The 23,676-nt window shown below is 37.0% G+C and carries 6 protein-coding genes; 5 read left to right on the top strand and 1 reads right to left on the bottom strand.

What is annotated here, in order from left to right; translation table 11 throughout:
• Positions 1 to 384 precede the first annotated feature (384 nt).
• From OLM53_RS13300 to OLM53_RS13315, 4 genes are all read left to right on the top strand, one after another.
• The gene (locus OLM53_RS13300; protein WP_264520708.1) at positions 385 to 7,914 is read left to right on the top strand and encodes a T9SS type A sorting domain-containing protein; all 7,530 of its coding nucleotides are present in this window, start codon (positions 385 to 387) and stop codon (positions 7,912 to 7,914) included.
• 473 nt (positions 7,915 to 8,387) lie between these two features.
• Positions 8,388 to 8,909: a hypothetical protein gene (locus OLM53_RS13305; RefSeq protein ID WP_264520709.1), complete on the top strand. Its 522-nt coding sequence runs from the start codon at positions 8,388 to 8,390 to the stop codon at positions 8,907 to 8,909.
• A gap of 20 nt (positions 8,910 to 8,929) precedes the next feature.
• Positions 8,930 to 19,330: a T9SS type A sorting domain-containing protein gene (locus OLM53_RS13310; protein WP_264520710.1), complete on the top strand. Its 10,401-nt coding sequence runs from the start codon at positions 8,930 to 8,932 to the stop codon at positions 19,328 to 19,330.
• 74 nt (positions 19,331 to 19,404) lie between these two features.
• Entirely contained in the window at positions 19,405 to 20,241 is an 837-nt protein-coding gene (locus OLM53_RS13315) for a hypothetical protein (RefSeq protein WP_264520711.1), read from the top strand.
• A 75-nt stretch (positions 20,242 to 20,316) separates the two neighbouring features.
• On the opposite strand, the gene OLM53_RS13320 is transcribed toward OLM53_RS13315, so the two are convergent.
• On the bottom strand, positions 20,317 to 21,261 hold the full coding sequence (locus tag OLM53_RS13320; protein ID WP_264520712.1) for a TerC family protein: 945 nt from the start codon (positions 21,259 to 21,261) through the stop codon (positions 20,317 to 20,319).
• 194 nt (positions 21,262 to 21,455) lie between these two features.
• On the opposite strand from OLM53_RS13320, the gene OLM53_RS13325 reads away from it, so the two are divergent.
• Positions 21,456 to 23,645 (top strand): glutamine synthetase III, encoded by a 2,190-nt coding sequence (locus OLM53_RS13325; RefSeq protein ID WP_264520713.1) that lies wholly within the window; start codon positions 21,456 to 21,458, stop codon positions 23,643 to 23,645.
• Positions 23,646 to 23,676: the final 31 nt, after the last annotated feature.

Below are 23,676 nucleotides of genomic sequence, written 5' to 3' on the forward strand. Positions count from 1 at the left end.
TAAAGTATCTTTTTTTGAATCCGAAAAATGAGATTTTATTTTTAACGTTAAAAATCTTACTAAATAAAAAAGAATGTATTTCAACGGATATTTTTACACTTCACAGATAAAATCTTAGTTTAGATGTATTTTCTTTCGGTTATTAAATTCATTAAAATGTTAATATATAATATATTAATTATCTATTTAACAAATAGAGTAAAATATATAAATAAAAAATGTTAAAAAAAATTAAATACAATAAAAACAATATTTTGTTGATAACTATTGATAAGTAATTTTTAATAAAAAACCTACATTTTTAAGATGTTAAAATTTGCCAATCTTTTGATTTGAAAGCATTTAAAAAATAAAAATTATATATCATTGCAATACTAAATCCAAATGAAAAAAAATACTAAAACATATTTTAATTTAGTTGAAATGATAAAAGTAACTCTTGATAATTATATTTTATTAGAGCCAAAACTATCAAATGAAAGACAATTATACATGAAAAGAATTTTGTTATTACTTTTCATAGTAGCGTCTAACTCATTTCTTCTAGCACAAGTACCAAGCATATCTTATTCAGGGGTACAAAACAATTATATTATTAACAACGCAATCTCTCCACTAACACCAACAAATAGTGGAGGAGCTCCATCAGTTAGAGCTAATGTAGGGACCGTTGCTGGAAATGGAGTGTCTGGTTATGCAGATGGAACAATTGCGTCACCTAAATATTATAGTCCAACTGGAGTTGCTATTGCTACATCTGGAAACATTTATGTTGCGGATAGTCAAAATCATTGTATTCGAAAAATAACAGCTTCTGGTTTTGTGTCAACTTTTGCAGGGACTGGTATTCCTGGGTTTGCAAATGGAGATGGAACAGTTGCACAATTTAATTTACCTTATTCTATTGCTGTTGATGCTTCGGAAAATGTATACGTTACGGAATCTAATTCTAGTGCCATTCGAAAAATATCTTCACTAGGTGTAGTTTCGACACTTGCAGGAAATGTAACCACATCAGGTTATCTTGACGGGCAAGGTACTTCTGTTTTATTTTTGAACCCAAAAGGATTGGGAGTTGATGCATCTGGAAACGTTTACGTTGCGGATTCAGGTAACAATCGTATTAGAAAGATCTCAACATCAGGATTAGTGACAACAATTGCAGGAGACGGAACAGCTGGTTTTTTAGATGGTCAAGGAACTCTAGCTAAATTTAATAATCCTGTTGGTGTTGCTGTTAGTTCAAATGTAATATATATAAGCGATACATCTAACAATCGTATCCGTGCAATATCAAATACTGGATTAGTAACAACTGTTGTAGGAAATGGTAGTCCTGGACTTGTTAATGGTCAGGGAATAGTCGCGCAATTTAATGCCCCTAGAGCATTAGCTGCTGATACATCAGGAAATTTATACGTTGTTGATTATAATAATAATTGTATTCGAAAAATAAGTAATACTGGGTTGGTAACTACCTTGTCAGGTACAGGTGGTTTTGGAGCAGTTAATGGGATAGGATCAGTGGCTACATTTAAATACCCAGAAGGAATTACTGTTGATTCTTCAGGTAATGCTTTTGTCGCTGATGTTACTAATAATTGTATTAGAAAAATAACTAACGTAGGAGATACATCAACATATTCTGGATCGGCTGTTCGTGGTTTAGAAAACGGGCAAGGAGGTACAATGGCAATGTTTAATAGTCCAGTAGCAGTTGCTGTTACATCAACAGGTATAATTTATGTTATAGATGATTTTAATTCTTGTATAAGAAAAGTTTCCACAAATGGTATTGTTTCTACACTTGCTGGTAACACCACTACTGGATTTGTTGATGGGCAAGGAGCAACAGCTTATTTTAATAATCCAAAAGGAATAGCACTTGATTCTGCTGGAAATATATATGTTGCAGATACCTTTAATAATTGTATTCGTAAAGTTACTAGCACAGGAATAGTAACAACTATTGCAGGTGATGGGACTGCGGGTTATCTTGATGGTCAAGGTGCTGCTGCAAAATTTAACAATCCTTACAGTTTAACTGTTGATGCTTCTGGAAATATATATGTTGCAGATACCAAAAACAGTCGTATTAGAAAAATAAGTACTACTGGTATGGTAACTACAGTTGCAGGATATATTCTTTCAGGATATGCAGATGGTGCATCAACCATAGCTAGGTTTAAGAATCCGCAAGGGATAGCTATTGATAATGCAACAGGTATTATATATGTAGCTGATACAGCAAATAACAGAATTAGAAAAATAGCAACTGATGGAACTGTAAGTACATTTGCGGGTAGTTTTGCTGGTTATACAGAAGGTCAAGGAACATTAGCTAATTTTTATAATCCAATTGGAATTACTCTTGATACATCAGGAAATATTTATGTTGGAGATTACTATAATTCAGTTATTAGAAAAATTACAAACACGGGATTAGTTAGTACATATGCTGGTGATGGTTCTAGTAATTATGTTGATGGAATTGGCAATGTTGCTTCATTCTATTTTCCTGTTGGCGTAACAACGGATTTATCTGGAAATGTATTCGTCGCAGATTCCTACACTCAACGTATAAGAAAAATAACTTCAATTGATCCATATACAATTACTCCAAACTTACCACTTGGAATTAATTTTAATACTACTACTGGTGTTTTGTCTGGTACTCCAACAGAAGTTAAAGCAACAACGGTTTACACTATTTCAGCTTCTAATTATAGTGGGACAGGAACAACAACAATAAGTTTTGCAACTGCTGCTTCAGGAACAACTCCACCTGCGCCAATAGCAACATCACAAACATTCTGTAATGGAGCCACTGTTTCAAATTTGGTAGCTACTGGAACTTCACTGCAATGGTATAACATAGCAACAGGAGGAACAGCATTAGCTTCAACAACACCATTAACTACAGGGAATTATTATGTTTCACAAACCGTAAACTCAATAGAAAGTGCTAGAACAACTGTTGCAGTAACTGTTAATATAACTGCTGTACCAACAGCAACGTCTCAAACATTCTGTAATGGAGCTACTATTGCTAATTTAGTTGCTAGTGGAACTTCATTAAAATGGTATACTGTTACAACTGGAGGAACAGCATTAGCCTCAACTACAGTATTGGCTACCGGGAATTATTATGTATCACAAACATTAAATTCATGTGAGAGCTCAAGAATTGCAGTCAATGTTACTTTAAATACGACCGCACCTCCTATATCAACTTCACAAACATTTTGTAATGGAGTTACAGTTGCCAATTTGGTAGCCACAGGAACTTCTCTGCAATGGTATAACATAGCAACGGGAGGAACAGCATTAGGGTCAACTTTACCATTAACTACCGGAAATTATTATGTATCACAAACATTAAATTTATGCGAAAGTACTAGAACAGCAGTATCTGTAACAATAAATAATACCATTGCACCAACAGCATCGGCACAGACTTTTTGTAATTCAGCTACTGTAGCTAATTTAGTAGCCACTGGAACTGCTTTAAAATGGTATAATGTAGCAACAGGCGGAACAGCTTTAGCATCTACTATAGCATTGATAACAGGTAATTATTATGTCACACAAACAGTAAATTCATGTGAGAGTTCAAGAACTACAGTTAATGTTATTTTAAATACAACAGTTGCACCAACAGCATCGGCACAGACTTTCAATAATTCAGCTACAGTTTCAAATTTAGTTGCTACGGGAACTTCACTGCAATGGTATACTGTTGCAACAGGAGGAACTGCTTTAGCCTCAACGACACTATTAAGTACAGGAAATTATTATGTATCACAGACATTAAACTCTTGTGAAAGTACGAGAACATTAGTTGCAGTAACAATTAATAGTGCTCCAGGAGCACCAGCAGCAACGGCACAAACATTTTGTGGTTCGGCTACTGTTGCAAATTTGGTTGCTACAGGGACTTCTTTGCAATGGTATAACGTAGCAACAGGAGGAACAGCATTAGCATCCACTTCACTATTAACTACAGGAAATTATTATGTTTCACAAACCGTTAACTCAATAGAAAGTGCTAGAACTACTGTTGCAATAACTGTAAATTTAACCGCAGCACCATTAGCAACGACACAAACATTTTGCAACGGAGCTACTGTAGCTAATTTAGTAGCTACTGGAACTTCATTAAAATGGTATACTGTTACAACTGGAGGAACTGCTTTGGCGTCAACTGCACCATTAACTACAGGGAATTATTATTTATCACAAACATTAAATTCATGTGAAAGTGCTAGAACAACAGTTGGTGTAACAGTAAATACGACAGTCTCTCCATCTGCATCAGCGCAGACTTTTTGTAATTCGGCTACAGTTTCTAATTTAGTTGCTACAGGAACTTCTTTACAATGGTATAATGTAGCAACAGGCGGAACAGCTTTAGCATCTACTATAGCATTGATAACTGGTAATTATTATGTCACACAAACAGTAAATGCATGCGAGAGTTCAAGAACTACAGTTAATGTTATTTTAAATACAACAGTTGCACCAATAGCAACGGCACAGACTTTCAATAATTCAGCTACAGTTTCAAATTTAGTTGCTACGGGAACTTCACTGCAATGGTATACTGTTGCAACAGGAGGAACTGCTTTAGCCTCAACGACACTATTAAGTACAGGAAATTATTATGTATCACAGACATTAAACTCTTGTGAAAGTACGAGAACATTAGTTGCAGTAACGATTAATAGTGCTCCAGGAGCACCAACAGCGTCGTCGCAAACATTTTGTGGTTCGGCTACTGTTGCAAATTTGGTTGCTACAGGGACTTCTTTGCAATGGTATAACGTAGCAACAGGAGGAACAGCATTATCCTTAACTACACCATTAACTACAGGGAATTATTATGTATCACAAACTGTAAACTCTATAGAAAGCGCTAGAACTACTGTTTCAGTAACTGTAAACATAACCGCTGCACCAACAGCAACGTCACAAACATTTTGTAATGGAGCGACTGTAGCTAATTTAGTAGCAACTGGGACTGCTTTAAAATGGTACACAGTTACTACTGGAGGAACTGCTTTAGCGTCAACCTTTAGTTTGGTGTCAGGCAATTTTTATGTTACACAAACAGTAAATTCATGCGAAAGTTCAAGAACATTAGTAATTGTTACAATTAATAATACTAGTGCGCCAACTTCAAGTTCACAAACTTTTTGTAATGGAGCTACAGTTTCGAACTTAGTTGCCACTGGAACTTCATTGCAATGGTATAATGTGTCGACAGGAGGAACAGCTTTAGCTTCAACTTCGGCTTTGACAACAGGAAACTATTATGTATCTCAAACAGTAAACTCTTGTGAAAGTGTTAGAACAACTGTTGCGGTAACAGTAAACATAACAACTCCACCAATTGCTGCTGCAACTCAAAGTTTTAATAATTCTGCTATTGTTGCCAATTTAGTGGCTACTGGAACGGCTTTGAAATGGTATAGTAATGCAACAACAGTAACGTCTTTAACACAAACAACAGCTTTAGTAAGCGGTAATTATTATGTGTCACAAACATTAAATTCATGTGAGAGTTCAAGAACATTAGTTACTGTAATTATTGACTCAACACCTGCTGCTCCAATAGCTAACTCCCAAACATTTTGTAATGGGGCTATTGTTGCTAATTTAGGTGCCACCGGAAATTCATTAAAATGGTATGATGTTGCTACTGGTGGTCTTCCATTATCTACAACAACATTACTAAATACAGGGAATTATTATGTATCACAAACTGTAAATTCAGTTGAAAGTCCTAGAACAATAGTAGCAGTAACGATAAACACAACTTTTGCCCCATCAGCATCGGCTCAAATTTTTTGTAATGGAGCTACTGTTGCTAATTTAGTGGCAACGGGAACCTCTTTGCAATGGTATAATGTTATGACCGGAGGAACAGCTTTAGCTTCGAGTACAGCAGTAGTTTCTGGGAATTATTATGTCTCGCAAACAGTAAACTCATGTGAAAGTACTAGAACATTGGCAGTTGTTACTGTTAATACTACAGCTGCACCAATTGCAACAGCTCAAACTTTTTGTGATTCAGTTACTATTGCTAATTTAGTCGCAACTGGAACTTCTTTACAATGGTATACTGTTGCAACAGGCGGAACGGCTATAGCCTCAACTACAGCTTTGACAACAGGAAGCTATTATGTGTCACAAACACTAAACTTATGTGAAAGTACAAGGACTACTGTTGCGGTGACAATCAATACAACTGCATCGCCAACAGCAACGGCTCAAACTTTCTGTAATTCAGCTACTATTGCTAATTTAGTGGCAACTGGAACCTCTTTGAAATGGTACGATGTTGCTACTGGCGGAACAGCTTTAGTTTCAAGTACAGCCTTAGCTTCTGGTAATTACTATGTTTCACAAACAGTAAACTCTTGTGAAAGTGCAAGAACAGCTGTTGCTATAACAGTAAGTACGGTGGCAACTCCATCGACATCAGCACAGACATTTTGTAATGGAGCTACTGTTGCTAATTTAGTTGCAACGGGAACTTCTTTGAAATGGTACAATGTTGCGACTGGCGGAACGGCTTTAGTATTGAATACTGCCTTAGTTTCTGGAAATTATTATGTTTCACAAACAGTAAACTCATGTGAGAGTGCAAGAACAGCTGTTGCTATAACAGTAAATACAACAGTTGCACCATTGGCATCAGCTCAGACTTTTTGTAATTCAGCTACTGTTTCTAATTTAGTGGCGACTGGATCTTTTTTAAGTTGGTATAATGTATCTACTGGTGGAACTGCTTTAGCATCAAATACTACTTTGAGTTCTGGTAATTATTATGTTTCTCAAATTTTAAATTCATGTGAAAGTAATAGAACAATAGTTGCAGTAACAGTAAATGTAACACCTGCTCCAACTGCAACTTCTCAATCATTTAATGCTGGAGCTACTGTTGCTAATTTAGTAGCAACAGGAACTTCATTGAAATGGTATACTGTTGCAATTGGCGGAAGCGCTTTGTTGTCAACGACTTCAATATCTACAGGTAATTATTATGTTTCACAAACATTAAATTCATGTGAAAGTGCTAGAACTTTAGTGGCTGTAACTGTTAGCAATATTGTTACTGCTCCAATAGCTTTAGCACAAACATTCTGTATTTCAGCTACTGTTTCAGACTTAGTGGCAACTGGAATTTCATTGAAATGGTATACTGTTGCAACAGGAGGCGCAGCATTGGCATCAACGACAGTTTTGGTTACAGGAAATTATTATGTATCACAAACGATAAACTCAATTGAGGGACCAAGAACACTAGTTTCAGTGAGAATTTATGCAGCTCCAATTGCTAGATCAATTAACTCACCTACAACTTCAGGAAGTGTTAGGTACCCAATATGTACTTCTGCTACTAAAGTTTTGAATGTTAGACAAGGGTATAGTGCTACTAAAATTCTTTGGGAAACAGCTGTTGTCCCACTTAATTCAAATACAGCCCCTACATCAACTGATTACACACTAATAGATGGTGCTAACGGACCAAGTTATACTGTAACAACCGCAACAGCTGGAAAAAATTACTTTAGAGCCAAATTTATTAATGGAGATTGCGATGCAACTGCTGTTTATAGTTCACCAATAATAGTATATTATAATGTATGTGCTACTAATAAGTTGATTTCTGTTTTTAGTTATCCAAATCCATATTCACAGAATTTCAATTTAAATTTAACTACCACTAGTGAGGAAAAAGTTGGAGTTTCTGTATACGACATGACTGGTAGATTAATGGAGGAGCGAGAACTGAATCTGTCTGAAGTATCTGAATTTAAAACAGGTGAGCGTTACCCTACTGGAATTTACAATATCGTTGTTAATCAAGGAGGAGAAATTGAAACTACTAGGGTGATTAAACAGTAGTCGATTTTAAAAATAATAATAAGGGCTCTTTAATTTAAATTAAAGAGCCCTTATTATATAAAAAGATATGAAAAATGAGTAATGTTTGTAACCTTACTTTTTAAGTAATAAAATGAACCCAAATGAAACAGATAATTGCCATTTTATTGATATTGATAAATTAGTTTATTATTAGCAATTTTTTTCTTTCAATTTCTTTTTAACTACACAAAAAAGCATATAATCGATTAAATTAATTTTTTTAACTTTGAAAAACTGCACTTAATCGATGAAATAAATTCATTCATAGAAAATTTTAGGTTTTTTTAACATCCATTATTTTTTCTATATACTTTTATCATCCCAATTAACATCTACCATCAATTATTTCTTAATTGACTACATTAAGTTTGAATATCAAATTTTAATTAGTCATACTAAAATACTAAACTGATCCTATTCATGATGTGGTATAAATTTAATACCTAATCATTATGAAAAACAGTACTTTAATTAATTTTCTAGAATGCCTGCACATTCGAGACTACAGTTCTCCTGTAGAAGAAAACGGCTTTAAGATGGATTTTAGTCGAGTGAATTATTCACAAAACACAACAAATTCCATTAAAAAAACTTCTGAAAAGAAAGGTAGTATTCCAAGTTTTTTTATACTTGTTTTACTCTTTCTATTTACTAATTTTTTATTTGCTCAACAACCAGCATGTAATTTGAATGGTGTTTTAGAGGCCAAACGTCTAAGAGATGGAGGTCAAAATTTCACTATAAATTCTGAAGTTTATAGATCAGTTCCTGGAACGATTTATAAATGGGAATTTAAATCCAATAATTCTGCTGCGTCTTTTGCTACACAAAATGGACAGCCAAACATTACAATAAATCCCGGTAATAAAATCGGAGCATTTAATTTAAAATTAACGGTTATCAACCCACCTACTTCAAGAGGTGCTAGTAAAACATGTTCTTGTACAAAATCGGTTTCTATCGGTAACCTTTAATTTATTTAAAAACCTAATACATGAAAAATTCAACTTTATTCAGTATAGAAACAAGATTTAAAAATCGTTTCTATTGTTGTTGCGAAAGTCTTAAAGGAAATTTCAAATTTCTTTTGGTTTTCCTACTATTTATGGGTTCCTTTTCTCAAGGAGTTTCTGCACAAGGAACATTAGTGCCTGCTTGTAATCTTATCGGACCACTTGAAGGTTGTGCAGTAGCTAATTCTTTAGACACTTCAGGCGATATCACAATTAATATTGTGGTAGCAAGAAGTGGATTGCCAAATCTTTTAGATCCACAGCATAATTTAAATTTTGCGTATTCATTTCCTTCTAATAGTTCTGGAGCTTTTATCAGAACTTATGGGAATGTAGTATATGATCCAATTGCAAATAAAACTACACAATCGTTACAGGTTTTTCCTGGTACTACTACTGCAGAGTTTAATTTACAATTAGACGTAACTAATTCAACAAGTTCTCCTCATACATTTTGTGAGTGTAGTAAATCAGTTTCGATATCGAAAGTGGCTGCTACTTCTTCTTACAGTCCAATCTTATGTTACGGACAATTATCAACTCTTACAGCAGTAGGTTCATTCTCTGATGTTGGAACTTACACCTATACTCTTTTACCGAGTGGACCTTCTAATTCAACAGGTATATTTCCTAATTTACCAGGAAGTGTATCTGGTATCACATATATTGTAGATGTTATGTCAGCTGAAGGATGTGAAACAACAACTTCACAAACAATTACACAACCAGCATTTAATCCAGTTATTTTGAGTTGTCCTCAAACAACAACAATTACAGCATGTCAAACTCAAGACGCAGTTAATACGGCATTTAATAATTGGTTAAATTCATTCAGCTATACAGGAGGTACAAATCCTTCTTTAATTAGAAATCCTTTGCAACCATCTGCACCTTTAGCATGTGGTGGAGCTACTTCAGTTACTTGGACGGTTACTGATCAATGTGGTCAACAACAAACTTGTACAAGTACATTTACAGTTCCTGTACCACCAACTGTTAATGTAACAAAACCACAAGACAGTGTAACAGGAGCATGTACTTATGCCAATCAAGATGCAGCCAATGCAGCATTCACTACATGGTTAGCAGGATTTACAGTAAGTGGAGGATGTTCTCCAATAGGAAGTTATGGACAACCACAAGCTCCAGCATATTGTGGAGGAGCAACAACAGTTACTTATACAGTATCTGATAAATGTTACCAGTCAACTACACATACAGCAACCTTTACTATCACACCAGCACCAGCTGTTAATGTTATAAAACCACAAGACAGTGTAACAGGTGTATGTACCTATGCAAATCAAGATGCAGCCAATGCAGCATTCACTACATGGTTAGCAGGATTTACAGTAAGTGGAGGATGTTCGCCAGTAGGAAGTTATGGACAACCACAAGCACCAGCTTATTGTGGAGGAGCAACAACAGTTACATATACAGTATCTGATAAATGTTACCAAACCACTACTCATACAGCTACGTTTACTATTACACCAGCACCAGCAGTTAATGTGACAAGTGCACAAGACAGTTCAACTGGAGCTTGTACCTATGTTAATCAAGATGCAGCCAATGCAGCATTCGCTAGATGGTTATCAGGATTTGCAGTAAGTGGAGGATGTTCACCATCAGGAAGCTTTGGAGAAGGAACACCTTCTGCACCAGCTTATTGTGGAGGATCAACTACAGTTACTTATACAGTATCTGATAAATGTTATCAACCAACTAGACATACAGCTACGTTTACTATTACACCAGCACCAGCTGTTAATGTTATAAAACCACAAGACAGTGTAACAGGTGCATGTACCTATGCAAATCAAGATGCAGCCAATGCAGCATTCACTACATGGTTAGCAGGATTTACAGTAAGTGGAGGATGTTCGCCAGTAGGAAGTTATGGACAACCACAAGCACCAGCTTATTGTGGAGGAGCAACAACAGTTACATATACAGTATCTGATAAATGTTACCAATCAACTTCTCATACAGCTACGTTTACTATTACACCAGCACCAGCAGTTAATGTGACAAGTGCACAAGACAGTACAACCGGAGCATGTTCTTATGCCAATCAAGATGCAGCCAATGCAGCATTCGCTACATGGTTATCAGGATTTACAGTAAGTGGAGGATGTTCACCAGTAGGAAGCTTTGGAGAAGGAACACCTTCTGCACCAGCATATTGTGGAGGAGCAACAACAGTTACTTATACAGTATCTGATAAATGTTACCAATCAACTTCTCATACAGCTACGTTTACTATTACACCAGCACCAGCAGTTAATGTGACAAGTGCACAAGACAGTACAACTGGAGCATGTTCTTATGCCAATCAAGATGCAGCCAATGCAGCATTCGCTACATGGTTATCAGGATTTACAGTAAGTGGAGGATGTTCACCAATAGGAAGTTATGGACAACCACAAGCACCAGCTTATTGTGGAGGAGCAACAACAGTTACTTATACAGTATCTGATAAATGTTACCAATCAACTTCTCATACAGCTACGTTTACTATTACACCAGCACCAGCTGTTAATGTGACAAGCGCACAAGACAGTACAACTGGAGCATGTATTTATGCCAATCAAGATGCAGCCAATGCAGCATTCGCTACATGGTTAGCAGGATTTACAGTAAGTGGAGGATGTTCACCAATAGGAAGTTATGGACAACCACAAGCACCAGCTTATTGTGGAGGGTCAACAACAGTTACTTATAGAGTTAGTGATAAATGTTACCAATCAACTTCTCATACAGCTACGTTTACTATTACACCAGCACCAGCAGTTAATGTGACAAGTGCACAAGACAGTACAACCGGAGCATGTTCTTATGCCAATCAAGATGCAGCCAATGCAGCATTCGCTACATGGTTATCAGGATTTACAGTAAGTGGAGGATGTTCACCAGTAGGAAGCTTTGGAGAAGGAACACCTTCTGCACCGGCATATTGTGGAGGAGCAACAACAGTTACTTATAGAGTTACTGATAAATGTTACCAAACCACTACTCATACAGCTACGTTTACTATTACACCAGCACCAGCAGTTAATGTGACAAGTGCACAAGACAGTACAAGTGGAGCTTGTAGTTATGCAAATCAAGATGCAGCTAATGCAGCATTCGCTACATGGTTATCTGGGTTTACAGTAAGTGGAGGATGTTTGCCAGTGGGAAGCTTTGGAGAGGTAACGCCTTCTGCGCCAGCATATTGTGGAGGAGCAACAACAGTTACTTATACAGTATCTGATAAATGTTACCAAACCACTACACATACAGCTACGTTTACTATTACACCAGCACCAGCTGTTAATGTGACAAGCGCACAAGACAGCACAAGTGGAGCATGTACTTATGCAAATCAAGATGCAGCCAATGCAGCATTCGCTACATGGTTATCAGGATTTACAGTAAGTGGAGGATGTTCACCAATAGGAAGTTATGGACAACCACAAGCACCAGCATATTGTGGAGGAGCAACAACAGTTACTTATAGAGTTACTGATAAATGTTACCAATCAACTTCTCATACAGCTACATTTACTATTACACCAGCACCAGCTGTAAATGTGACAAGTGCACAAGACAGTACAAGTGGAGCATGTACTTATGCCAATCAAGATGCAGCTAATGCAGCATTTGCTACATGGTTAGCAGGATTTACAGTAAGTGGAGGATGTTCACCAGTGGGAAGTTATGGACAACCACAAGCACCAGCTTATTGTGGAGGAGCGACAACAGTTACTTATACAGTATCTGATAAATGTTACCAAAACACTACTCATTCAGCTACGTTTACTATTACACCAGCACCAGCTGTTTTAGTTAATACACCTTCAAATAGTATAACTCCCGCTACTAATTATGCAGATCAAGACGCAGCAAACGCAGCATTTGCTACATGGTTAGCAGGATTTACAGTAAGTGGAGGATGTTCACCAGTGGGAAGTTATGGACAGCCACAAGCACCATTATATTGTGGAGGGTCAACAACGGTTACTTATACAGTATCAGATAAATGTTATGAACCAACAATTCATATCGCTACGTTTACGATTACACCAGTAACACCAGCAACTATTAATACACCAAATGACAGTTTAACAGGAGCTTGTACTTATGCAGATCAAGATGCCGCAAATGCAGCATTCAATGCATGGTTAGCTCATTTTAGTGTAAGCGCAGGTATTAACCCATCAGGAAGTTTTGGAGAGGGACAACCACAAGCACCAGCTTATTGTGGAGGATCAACTACAGTTACTTATACCGTAACTGATAGATGTCATGAGCCAGTTGTAATTGTAAGAACCTTTACTATTACTCCAGCACCAACTGTTAATGTGACAACACCAGATAATAGTACTACAAATGCTTGTAGTTATGCCAATCAAGATGCAGCCAATGCAGCATTCGCTACATGGTTATCAGGATTTACAGTAAGTGGAGGATGTTCACCAGTAGGAGTTCTTGGAGTTATTGGAACTACACAAAGTATCCCGACTGCACCAGCTTATTGTGGAGGGTCAACAACAGTTACTTATACAGTATCTGATAAATGTTACCAATCAACTAGACATTCAGCTACGTTTACTATTACACCAGCACCAGCTGTTAATGTGACAAGTGCACAAGACAGTTCAACTGGAGCATGTACCTATGCTAATCAAGATGCAGCCAATGCAGCATTCGCTACATGGTTATCAGGATTTACAGTAAGTGGAGGATGTTCACCATCAGGAAGCTTTGGAGAAGGAACACCTTCTGCACCAGCTTATTGTGGAGGAGCAACAACAGTTACTTATACAGTATCTGATAAATGTTACCAATCAACTTCTCATACAGCTACGTTTACTATTACACCAGCACCAGCAGTTAATGTGACAAGTGCACAAGACAGTTCAACTGGAGCTTGTACCTATGCTAATCAAGATGCAGCCAATGCAGCATTTGCTACATGGTTAGCAGGATTTACTGTAAGTGGAGGATGTTCACCATCAGGAAGCTTTGGAGAAGGAACACCTTCTGCACCAGCATATTGTGGAGGAGCAACAACAGTTACTTATACAGTATCTGATAAATGTTACCAATCAACTAGACATACAGCTACGTTTACTATTACACCAGCACCAGCTGTTAATGTGACAAGCGCACAAGACAGTACAACTGGAGCATGTTCTTATGCCAATCAAGATGCAGCCAATGCAGCATTCGCTACATGGTTAGCAGGATTTACAGTAAGTGGAGGATGTTCACCAATAGGAAGCTTTGGAGAAGGGACACCTTCTGCACCAGCTTATTGTGGAGGAGCAACAACAGTTACTTATACAGTATCTGATAAATGTTACCAAACTACTACACATTCAGCTACGTTTACTATTACACCAGCACCAGCTGTTAATGTGACAAGTGCACAAGATAGTGTAACGAGTGCATGTAATTATGCCAACCAAGATGCAGCCAATGCAGCATTCGCTACATGGTTATCAGGATTTACAGTAAGTGGAGGATGTTCACCGGTAGGAAGTTTTGGAGAAGGAACTCCACAAGCACCAGCTCATTGTGGAGGAGCAACAACAGTTACTTATACAGTATCTGATAAATGTTACCAAACTACAACTCATACAGCTACCTTTACTATTTCACAACCAGCGCCAGTTGTTATAAATGCAGCTAGTAATGTAACATATAGTTCTTGTGCTTATGCAAATCAAGATGCATTAAATGCTGCATTTAACACATGGTTAAATGGATTAAGTGTAAGTGGTGGGTGTTCGCCAGTTGGAACTGTTCAAGGGCATCCAACTGCACCATCATTATGTTCAGGAGGTTCAGTTTGTGTTACTTACAATGTAACAGATAAATGTTACTCAGGTTCAGTGACAATTAAATTTACTATTACACCAGCACCAGCAGTTAATGTGACAAGTGCACAAGACAGTTCAACTGGAGCATGTACCTATGCCAATCAAGATGCAGCCAATGCAGCATTCGCTACATGGTTATCAGGATTTACAGTAAGTGGAGGATGTTCACCAGTAGGAAGCTTTGGAGAAGGAACACCATCTGCACCAGCATATTGTGGAGGAGCAACAACAGTTACTTATACAGTATCTGATAAATGTTACCAAACCACTACTCATACAGCTACGTTTACTATTACACCAGCACCAGCAGTTAATGTGACAAGTGCACAAGACAGTTCAACTGGAGCTTGTACCTATGCTAATCAAGATGCAGCCAATGCAGCATTCGCTACATGGTTAGCAGGATTTACTGTAAGTGGAGGATGTTCACCATCAGGAAGCTTTGGAGAAGGAACACCTTCTGCACCAGCTTATTGTGGAGGAGCAACAACAGTTACTTATACAGTATCTGATAAATGTTACCAATCAACTTCTCATACAGCTACGTTTACTATTACACCAGCACCAGCTGTTAATGTGACAAGCGCACAAGACAGTACAACTGGAGCATGTTCTTATGCCAATCAAGATGCAGCTAATGCAGCATTCGCTACATGGTTATCAGGATTTACAGTAAGTGGAGGATGTTCACCAGTAGGAAGCTTTGGAGAAGGAACACCTTCTGCACCTGCATATTGTGGAGGAGCAACAACAGTTACTTATACAGTATCTGATAAATGTTACCAATCAACTACTCGTACAGCTACGTTTACTATTACACCAGCAACACCAGTTGTATTCAATTGTGGAACTAATGTAACAGTACCAGCATGTAGTACACAAGCTCAAGTTAATGCGGCATACGCTTCATTCTTAGCTTCAGTTACTGCAAGTGGAGGTTGTACTAATGGTTCGATTACAAACAATGCGCCAACAACAGCACCATCAGCGTGCGGAGGTTCAGTAAATGTTACTTGGACTTATAATGTAATTGGATGTGGTACATCTCAATCTTGTACTAAAACATTCACAGTTGCAGCTCCAGCACCAGTTGTTATCAACTGTGGTAATGTTGTAACTTTACCAGCATGTAGCACACAAGCGCAATTAAATGCTGCTTGGAGTGCATTCTTGGCTTCAACAACTGCTACAGGTGGATGTAATGGAGTATTAACAAGATCTGCATGTAGTGCACCTGCATTATGTGGAGGATATGTAGATGTTACTTGGACTTATACAGTAAGTACATGTGGACAACAATCAGGGTGTGGAAGCAACAGTAATTCAGTACACTGTACTAGAAGATTTACAGTTGCAGCACCAGCACCAGTAGCTATAAGCTGTGGAACTAATGTAACAGTACCAGCATGTAGCACACAAGCTGAAGTAACTGCAGCTTGGAATTCATTCTTAGCTTCAACGACAGCAACAGGAGGATGTAGCGGAGTACTGACAAACAATGGAACAACACCACCTTCATTATGTGGAGGTTATAAAGATGTTACTTGGACTTACACAGTAGGTTCTTGTGGTCAACAATCAGGATGTGGAAGTAGTAATACAGTATCATGTACTAAAAGATTTACTGTTTCAGCTCCAGCTCCAGTGGTATTCAATTGTGGAAATAATGTAACTGTACCTGCTTGTAGCACTCAATCTCAATTAGCAGCAGCATGGAATTCGTTCCTAACTTCAACAACTGCTTCAGGTGGATGTAATGGAGTATTAACTAGAACTCAAGCTACAATGCCATCATTGTGTGGAGGTTATGTTGATGTTACTTGGACTTATACAGTTGGTAGTTGTGGAACAACTGCAACTAGTTGTGGTGCTCCAGCTACAAGTTCTAATGGAGTGTATACTTGTACTAAGCGATTTACAGTTGCTGCGTCTTCTCCAGTTGTATTCAACTGTGGAACTGATGTAACCGTACTAGCTTGTAGTACAGCTGCACAAGTAACTACAGCTTGGAATGCATTCTTAGCTTCAACTACTGCAAGTGGTGGATGTAATGGAGTGTTAACAAGAAGTACTTGTACTATGCCATCAGCATGTGGCGGATATGTAGATGTAACTTGGACTTACACTGCAGGATCATGTGGAGGAACTCCTACTACACAATCATGTACTAAACGATTTACAGTTGCTGCACCATCGCAAGTGGTATTCAACTGTGGTAATAATGTAACAGTACCAGCATGTAGCACAGCTGCACAAGTAACTGCAGCTTGGAATTCATTCTTGTCTTCAACAACTGCTTCAGGTGGATGTAACGGAGTGTTAACAAGAAGTTCTTGTAGCGCACCTTCAACATGTGGAGGTTATGTTGATGTTACTTGGACTTATACTGTAAGTGTATGTGGACAACAATCAGGTTGTGGAAGCAGTAATACGAATTCAGTGTCATGCACTAAACGTTTCACAGTAGAAGCTGCACCAGCTGCAACTCTTAATTGTGGAAATAATGTAACTGTACCTTCTTGTAGCACTCAAGCTCAAGTGAATACTGCTTGGACTTCATTCTTAGCATCAACTACTGTAAGTGGTGGATGTAGTGCAGGAACATTGACAAACAATGCACCATCTACACCACCAGCAGCATGCGGAGGATATGTAGATGTTACTTGGACATACAGAACTAATAGTACTTGTGGACAAACAGTAACATGCGGTGGTCAAACTTCAACTACAGGAACACAAACTTGTACTAAACGTTTCACAGTACAAGCAGCAACACCTGCAACTCTAAACTGTGCAAGTGATGTAAGAGTTCCTTCTTGTAGTACTCAAGCACAAGTAAATGCAGCATGGGCTTCATTCTTGGCTTCAACTACTGTAAGCGGAGGATGTTCTACTGGAACATTAACAAACAATGCACCTTCAACACCACCAGCATCTTGTGGAGGATATGTAGATGTAACTTGGACTTACAGAACAAACAGTACTTGTGGTCAACCAGTAACATGTGGAGGTCAAACTTCAACTACAGGAACACAAACTTGTACTAAACGTTTCACAGTAGAAGCTGCAACAGCTGCAACTCTAAACTGTGCAAGCGATGTAACAGTACCATCTTGTAGTTCACAAGCACAAATAAATGCAGCATGGGCTTCATTCTTAGCTTCGACTACCGTAAGTGGTGGATGTTCTTCTGGAACATTGACAAACAATGCACCAGCTAATGCACCATCAGCATGCGGAGGATATGTAGATGTAACTTGGACCTACAGAACAAACAGTACTTGTAGTCAACCAGTAACATGTGGAGGTCAAACTTCAACTACAGGAACACAAACTTGTACTAAACGTTTCACAGTGGCCGCTGCACCAGCAGTAACATTCAACTGTGGTAATAATGTAACAGTACCATCATGTAGTACTCAAACTCAAGTTAATTGTGCATGGAATTCATTCTTAGCATCAACTACCGTAAGTGGAGGATGTAGCACTGGAACATTGACCAACAATGCGCCATCAACACCACCATCAGCTTGTGGAGGATATGTAGACGTGACTTGGACTTATACAGCAGGAAGTAGTGCATGTGGACAAACAATTACTTGTGGAGGTCAAACTACTACTGCTAGTACTTATACTTGTACTAAACGTTTCACAGTAGCCGCTGCACCAGCAGTGACTTTCAACTGTGGTAATAATGTAACAGTACCAGCATGTAGCACTCAAGCACAAGTAAATTGCGCATGGACATCATTCTTAGCTTCAACAACTGTAAGCGGTGGATGTAGTTCAGGAACTTTGACTAACAATGCACCATCTTGTGCACCATCAGCGTGTGGAGGATATGTAGATGTTACTTGGACTTACAGAACAAATAATACTTGTGGTCAAGCTATTACTTGTGGAGGACAAACATCACAAGCAACTGTTTATACTTGTACAAAACGATTTACAGTTGTTGCTGGAGGTGCTGTTGATGTAGCAGGACCATGTAATGTAAGTTACCCAGCTACTAACTATAGTAGTCAATATGCAGTTAATTGTGCATTTGCTAATTGGTTAGCTCAATTCACAACAGTAAGTTCAGGATGTGGAGCAACAGCAGTCTTCAGTGGAGATTGTAGAGTAGCACCAAGTTGGACATACGGTGGAACAGTGAGAGTGGTTTACAGTATTACAGGAAATTGTAATTCAGATAGCGTTTGTGCAACATTCACAATCACTAGAGGTTCAACTTGTGCTAAAGCTACAAATGATAACTTGACAACTACAATGACTGCTAAAGCTTATCCGAATCCATTTAGCAGTAGCTTCAACTTAGATGTAACAACATCAAGTGTTGATAAAGTAGCGGTGACTATTTATGATATGACTGGAAAATTAATCGAACAACGTGAGGTTAATGCAGATGAAGTATCAGGATTGCAAGTTGGAGAACGTTTCCCTGCTGGAGTATACAATGTAATTGTTTCTCAAGGAACTGAAGTTAAAACTTTAAGAGTAATTAAAAGATAAATCTATAAATAAGAGGTAATAAAGCCCTTCAGCTTATTTGAAGGGTTTTATAAACCTTTTTAAATTCAAATATTATGAAAAAAAGAGTTCTTATTAGTTTTATCCTAACACTAATGTTAGGTATCACTTCAGGGTATAGCCAAGGTTGTTCAGGTCAGTTCAAAACATTCACAATTGGTGGATGGGGAACAAATTGTAACGGAAACAATCCAGGATGTTACAGAGATGCAAATTTCGATGCTGCTTTTCCTGATGGAGTAATGATTGGATGCGGAAGCAATACATTGACTTTTACATCATCATCAGCTGTTGCAAATTATTTGCCTGCAGGTGGAAGCCCAGCTGTTCTTAATGGAAGTGCAACAGATCCAACTACTAGTAGAGGGGTTTTATCTTCTCAAGTACTTGCTATTGCTTTAGCAGTAGGTTTTGACGTTTATGATCCAAATTTTTCTACCAGTAGTACAAGTTTTGGTTCATTAACAATCAAATCGGGGACATTTGCCGGTATGAGTATCGCTAACTTTTTACAATTAGCAAATAATGTTCTTGGAGGTTGTTCTACACAATATTCGTTATCAGCTATTAATGATGCCGCAACGGCTATCAATCAAAATTTTGACAACGGAACTGTTGATAATGGATACATTAATTGTAGTAGAGGCATTTCTTTAAACATTCAAATTGGATCTAATCCTGACGTATGTCAAGATGGAAATGGTTTAGTAACTATTACTATCACTGGAGGAACTGCACCATACCAACTTAAAATTTATAAAAACAATGTTCTAATTTCAACAGTTAATTCAAATGATGCTGTTGCTTATTTAAGCGGTTTAGGAACCGGTAACTTCTCAGTTACTGTTACTGACGGTAATTCGCAATCCGCAACAGGAACTTGGACATTGTAATAGAATAAAATTTAATTATTAAAAAAAGGCCATCTAAATTAGATGGCTTTTTTTATTTATTATTAAATCGATATACTAGTTTTCTTCAGATGATTTTAAAACAGAAATAGCTACTCCAGTTATAAGCGACAGGGCAATAAAACTCAACGAAACCCATTCAGGAAATTTATAATATTCAACAATCAGCATTTTGATGCCAACAAATGATAAAATGGCTATTAAACTGTATTCTAAATAACTAAATTTTTCTAGCATATTGGCCAAAAAGAAATACATGGATCGTAGACCAAGGATAGCAAAAATATTAGAACTAAATACTAAAAAAGGATCAGAGGTGATTGCTAAAATTGCCGGAACGCTATCTAAAGCAAAAAGCATATCCATTACTTCTATGACTAACAAAGCAACAAAAAGAGGTGTTGCATAATTGATACTATCGATTTTAGTAAAAAAATGATCTTTCTCTGTATGACTTGTTATAGGGATAACTTTGCTAATCATTCTGTAGACAAAAGACTTCTTTGGTTCAAACTCTCCTTCATCTCCTTTGAATAGCATTTTAAAAGCTGTAAAGAGTAAGAATGCTCCAAATAAATAAGTCATCCAGCTAAATTTATTTATCAATACAACACCAAAGTATATCATTAATCCTCTGAAAATGATAGCGCCTAATATTCCCCAAAACAAAACACGATGTTGGTATTTTTGTGGTATTCTAAAGGAAGCGAAAATTACAGCTATAATAAAAATATTATCAATACTTAAAGACAATTCTATAAGATAACCAGTAATATATTTTATGGTGGCTACAGCAGGTTTTATTCCTGTTGGATTGGCAATGTAGTTAGTGCTATACAACCAGTTGATAACGCCAGAAAAGGCAAAAGAAAGAACAACCCAAACAAGAGTCCAAATCCCTGCTTCTTTCGAGCTTATAATATGTGGCGTCTTATTAAAAACTCCCAAATCTAATGCTAAAAATAATAAAATAGTGGCTAAAAAAATGATCCAAACAATCATGAGGTACGATTTATTATTACAAATATAGTGGATTGTGTTTTTATGGGTATTATTTAACGAATTAATAACTTTTTATAAAAATAATAAACATTTAGTATTTTGACCCTATAAAAAATAGGGTATAATTATTTTTTGAATAAAATATTTTTATATTTGTGCTAAATTAATAGGGTATAATATTAAAATTTAAATTTATGTCAACTTTACGTTTCCAAGCATTAAAAGATGCATCAGGTAGAAAACCTGTAAAATTTGAAGAAGCCGGAAGAAAATCAGACCTTTTCGGTTCCAATGTGTTTAATGACAAAGCCATGAAGCAGTTCTTGACTTCTGACGCTCACAAGGGGGTAAAAGATGCCGTGCAGCATGGAACTAAAATTGACAGAAAGCTTGCTGATTATATCGCAATGGGAATGAAAGAATGGGCTCTTGCCAAAGGCGTTACTCACTATACTCACTGGTTTCAGCCTCTAACGGGAGCAACTGCAGAAAAACATGATGCTTTTTTTGAAACTTCTTATGATGGTTCTGATCCTCTTGAAAAATTTGGTGGAGGACAATTAGTACAACAAGAACCAGATGCTTCTTCGTTTCCAAATGGTGGTATTAGAAATACTTTTGAAGCTCGTGGTTATACAGCTTGGGATCCAACTTCTCCAGCCTTTATCTTCGGAACTACATTATGTATTCCTACTGTTTTTATCTCTTATACAGGTGAAGCCTTAGATTATAAAACACCTCTATTACGTGCCTTAAATGCTGTTGATGAAGCGGCAACTGATGTATGTAAATATTTTGATAAAAATGTTAAAAAAGTTACCGCCACTCTAGGTTGGGAACAAGAATATTTTTTGGTTGATTCCGCATTGGCTAATTCTCGTCCCGATTTAATCATGACTGGTAGAACTTTATTGGGACATACTTCAGCCAAAGGACAACAGTTAGATGATCATTATTTTGGTTCTATTCCTTCACGTGCTTTAAACTACATGAGAGAATTGGAAGAAGAATGTATGTTACTAGGTATTCCTGTAAAAACAAGACATAACGAGGTAGCTCCAAATCAATTTGAATTGGCTCCAATATTTGAAGAAACGAATCTAGCGGTTGATCACAATTCTTTGTTGATGGATGTCATGCAAAAAGTGGGAGAAAGACACGATTTTAAAGTGCTATTTCACGAAAAGCCTTTTAAAGGAGTTAATGGTTCTGGAAAACATAATAACTGGTCAATGGCAACAGATACTGGAGTGAATTTATTGTCTCCAGGAAAGACACCAATGAGTAATTTACAATTTTTATCCTTTTTCATTAATACCATCAAAGCGGTTAATGAATATGAAGAATTGTTGAGAGCCTCTATTGCAACGGCTAGTAACGATCACCGATTAGGCGCTAATGAAGCACCACCAGCTATTATTTCTGTTTTTATTGGTGCTCAATTAACCAGAGTTTTAGCCGATTTAGAAGGGGTAACCAAAGGGAAATTATCACCTGAAGAAAAAACAGATTTGAAGTTAAATGTAGTGGGTAAAATTCCAGATGTATTATTAGATAATACTGATAGAAATAGAACTTCGCCTTTTGCCTTTACTGGAAATAAATTTGAATTCCGTGCCGTAGGTTCTTCTGCTAACTGTGCTAACGCTATGACTACTTTGAACTCGATTGTAGCAAAACAATTAAAAGAATTCAAAAAAGAAGTAGATGCTTTAATCGAGAAAAAAGATTTGAAGAAAGACGAAGCCATTTTTAATGTTTTGAGAGAATACATTAAGGATACTAAAAACATTCTTTTTGAAGGTGATGGATATAGTGATGCATGGGAAAAAGAAGCTAAGAAACGTGGTTTGAGCAATCATAAAACTACTCCAGCTGCTTTGAAAGCTAAAGTTTCTAATAAAGCTTTAGACTTGTTCAAAGACTTAAATGTAATGAACCATGTTGAAGTAGAGGCGCGATACGAAATTGAACTAGAAGAGTACACTAAGAAAATCCAAATTGAAGGTAGAGTATTAGGTGATATTGCCCGCAATCATGTGATTCCAACAGCTATTCGTTACCAAAATACCTTGATTGAAAACGTACGTGGATTAAAAGAAATTTTCGGAAAAGACTTTGAGAAAATAGCCAAAGAACAAATTTCGTTAATCAAAGAAATATCTCATCATATTGAAGGTATCAACACCAAAGTAGAGGAAATGACCGAAGCTCGTAAAAAAGCTAATGCTTTAACAGATGCCCAAAAAATGGCCGAAGCGTATTGTGATAAAGTAAAACCTTATTTTGAAGTAATTCGCGAACATTGTGATAAATTAGAATTACTAGTAGATGATGAAATTTGGACGCTAACCAAATACAGAGAGTTATTGTTTACTAGATAATACCACTCATAAAAAAAAACCGCTCATTGAG

This window comes from Flavobacterium sp. N1994, from assembly GCF_025947145.1.
Taxonomy (GTDB): Bacteria; Bacteroidota; Bacteroidia; order Flavobacteriales; family Flavobacteriaceae; genus Flavobacterium.

Coding starts and splice junctions, on each gene's coding strand:
- OLM53_RS13310 (WP_264520710.1), top strand. CDS start 8,930: ATGAAAAATTCAACTTTATTCAGTATAGAAACAAGATTTAAAAATCGT.
- OLM53_RS13305 (WP_264520709.1), top strand. CDS start 8,388: ATGAAAAACAGTACTTTAATTAATTTTCTAGAATGCCTGCACATTCGA.
- OLM53_RS13300 (WP_264520708.1), top strand. CDS start 385: ATGAAAAAAAATACTAAAACATATTTTAATTTAGTTGAAATGATAAAA.
- OLM53_RS13315 (WP_264520711.1), top strand. CDS start 19,405: ATGAAAAAAAGAGTTCTTATTAGTTTTATCCTAACACTAATGTTAGGT.
- OLM53_RS13325 (WP_264520713.1), top strand. CDS start 21,456: ATGTCAACTTTACGTTTCCAAGCATTAAAAGATGCATCAGGTAGAAAA.
- OLM53_RS13320 (WP_264520712.1), bottom strand. CDS start 21,261: ATGATTGTTTGGATCATTTTTTTAGCCACTATTTTATTATTTTTAGCA.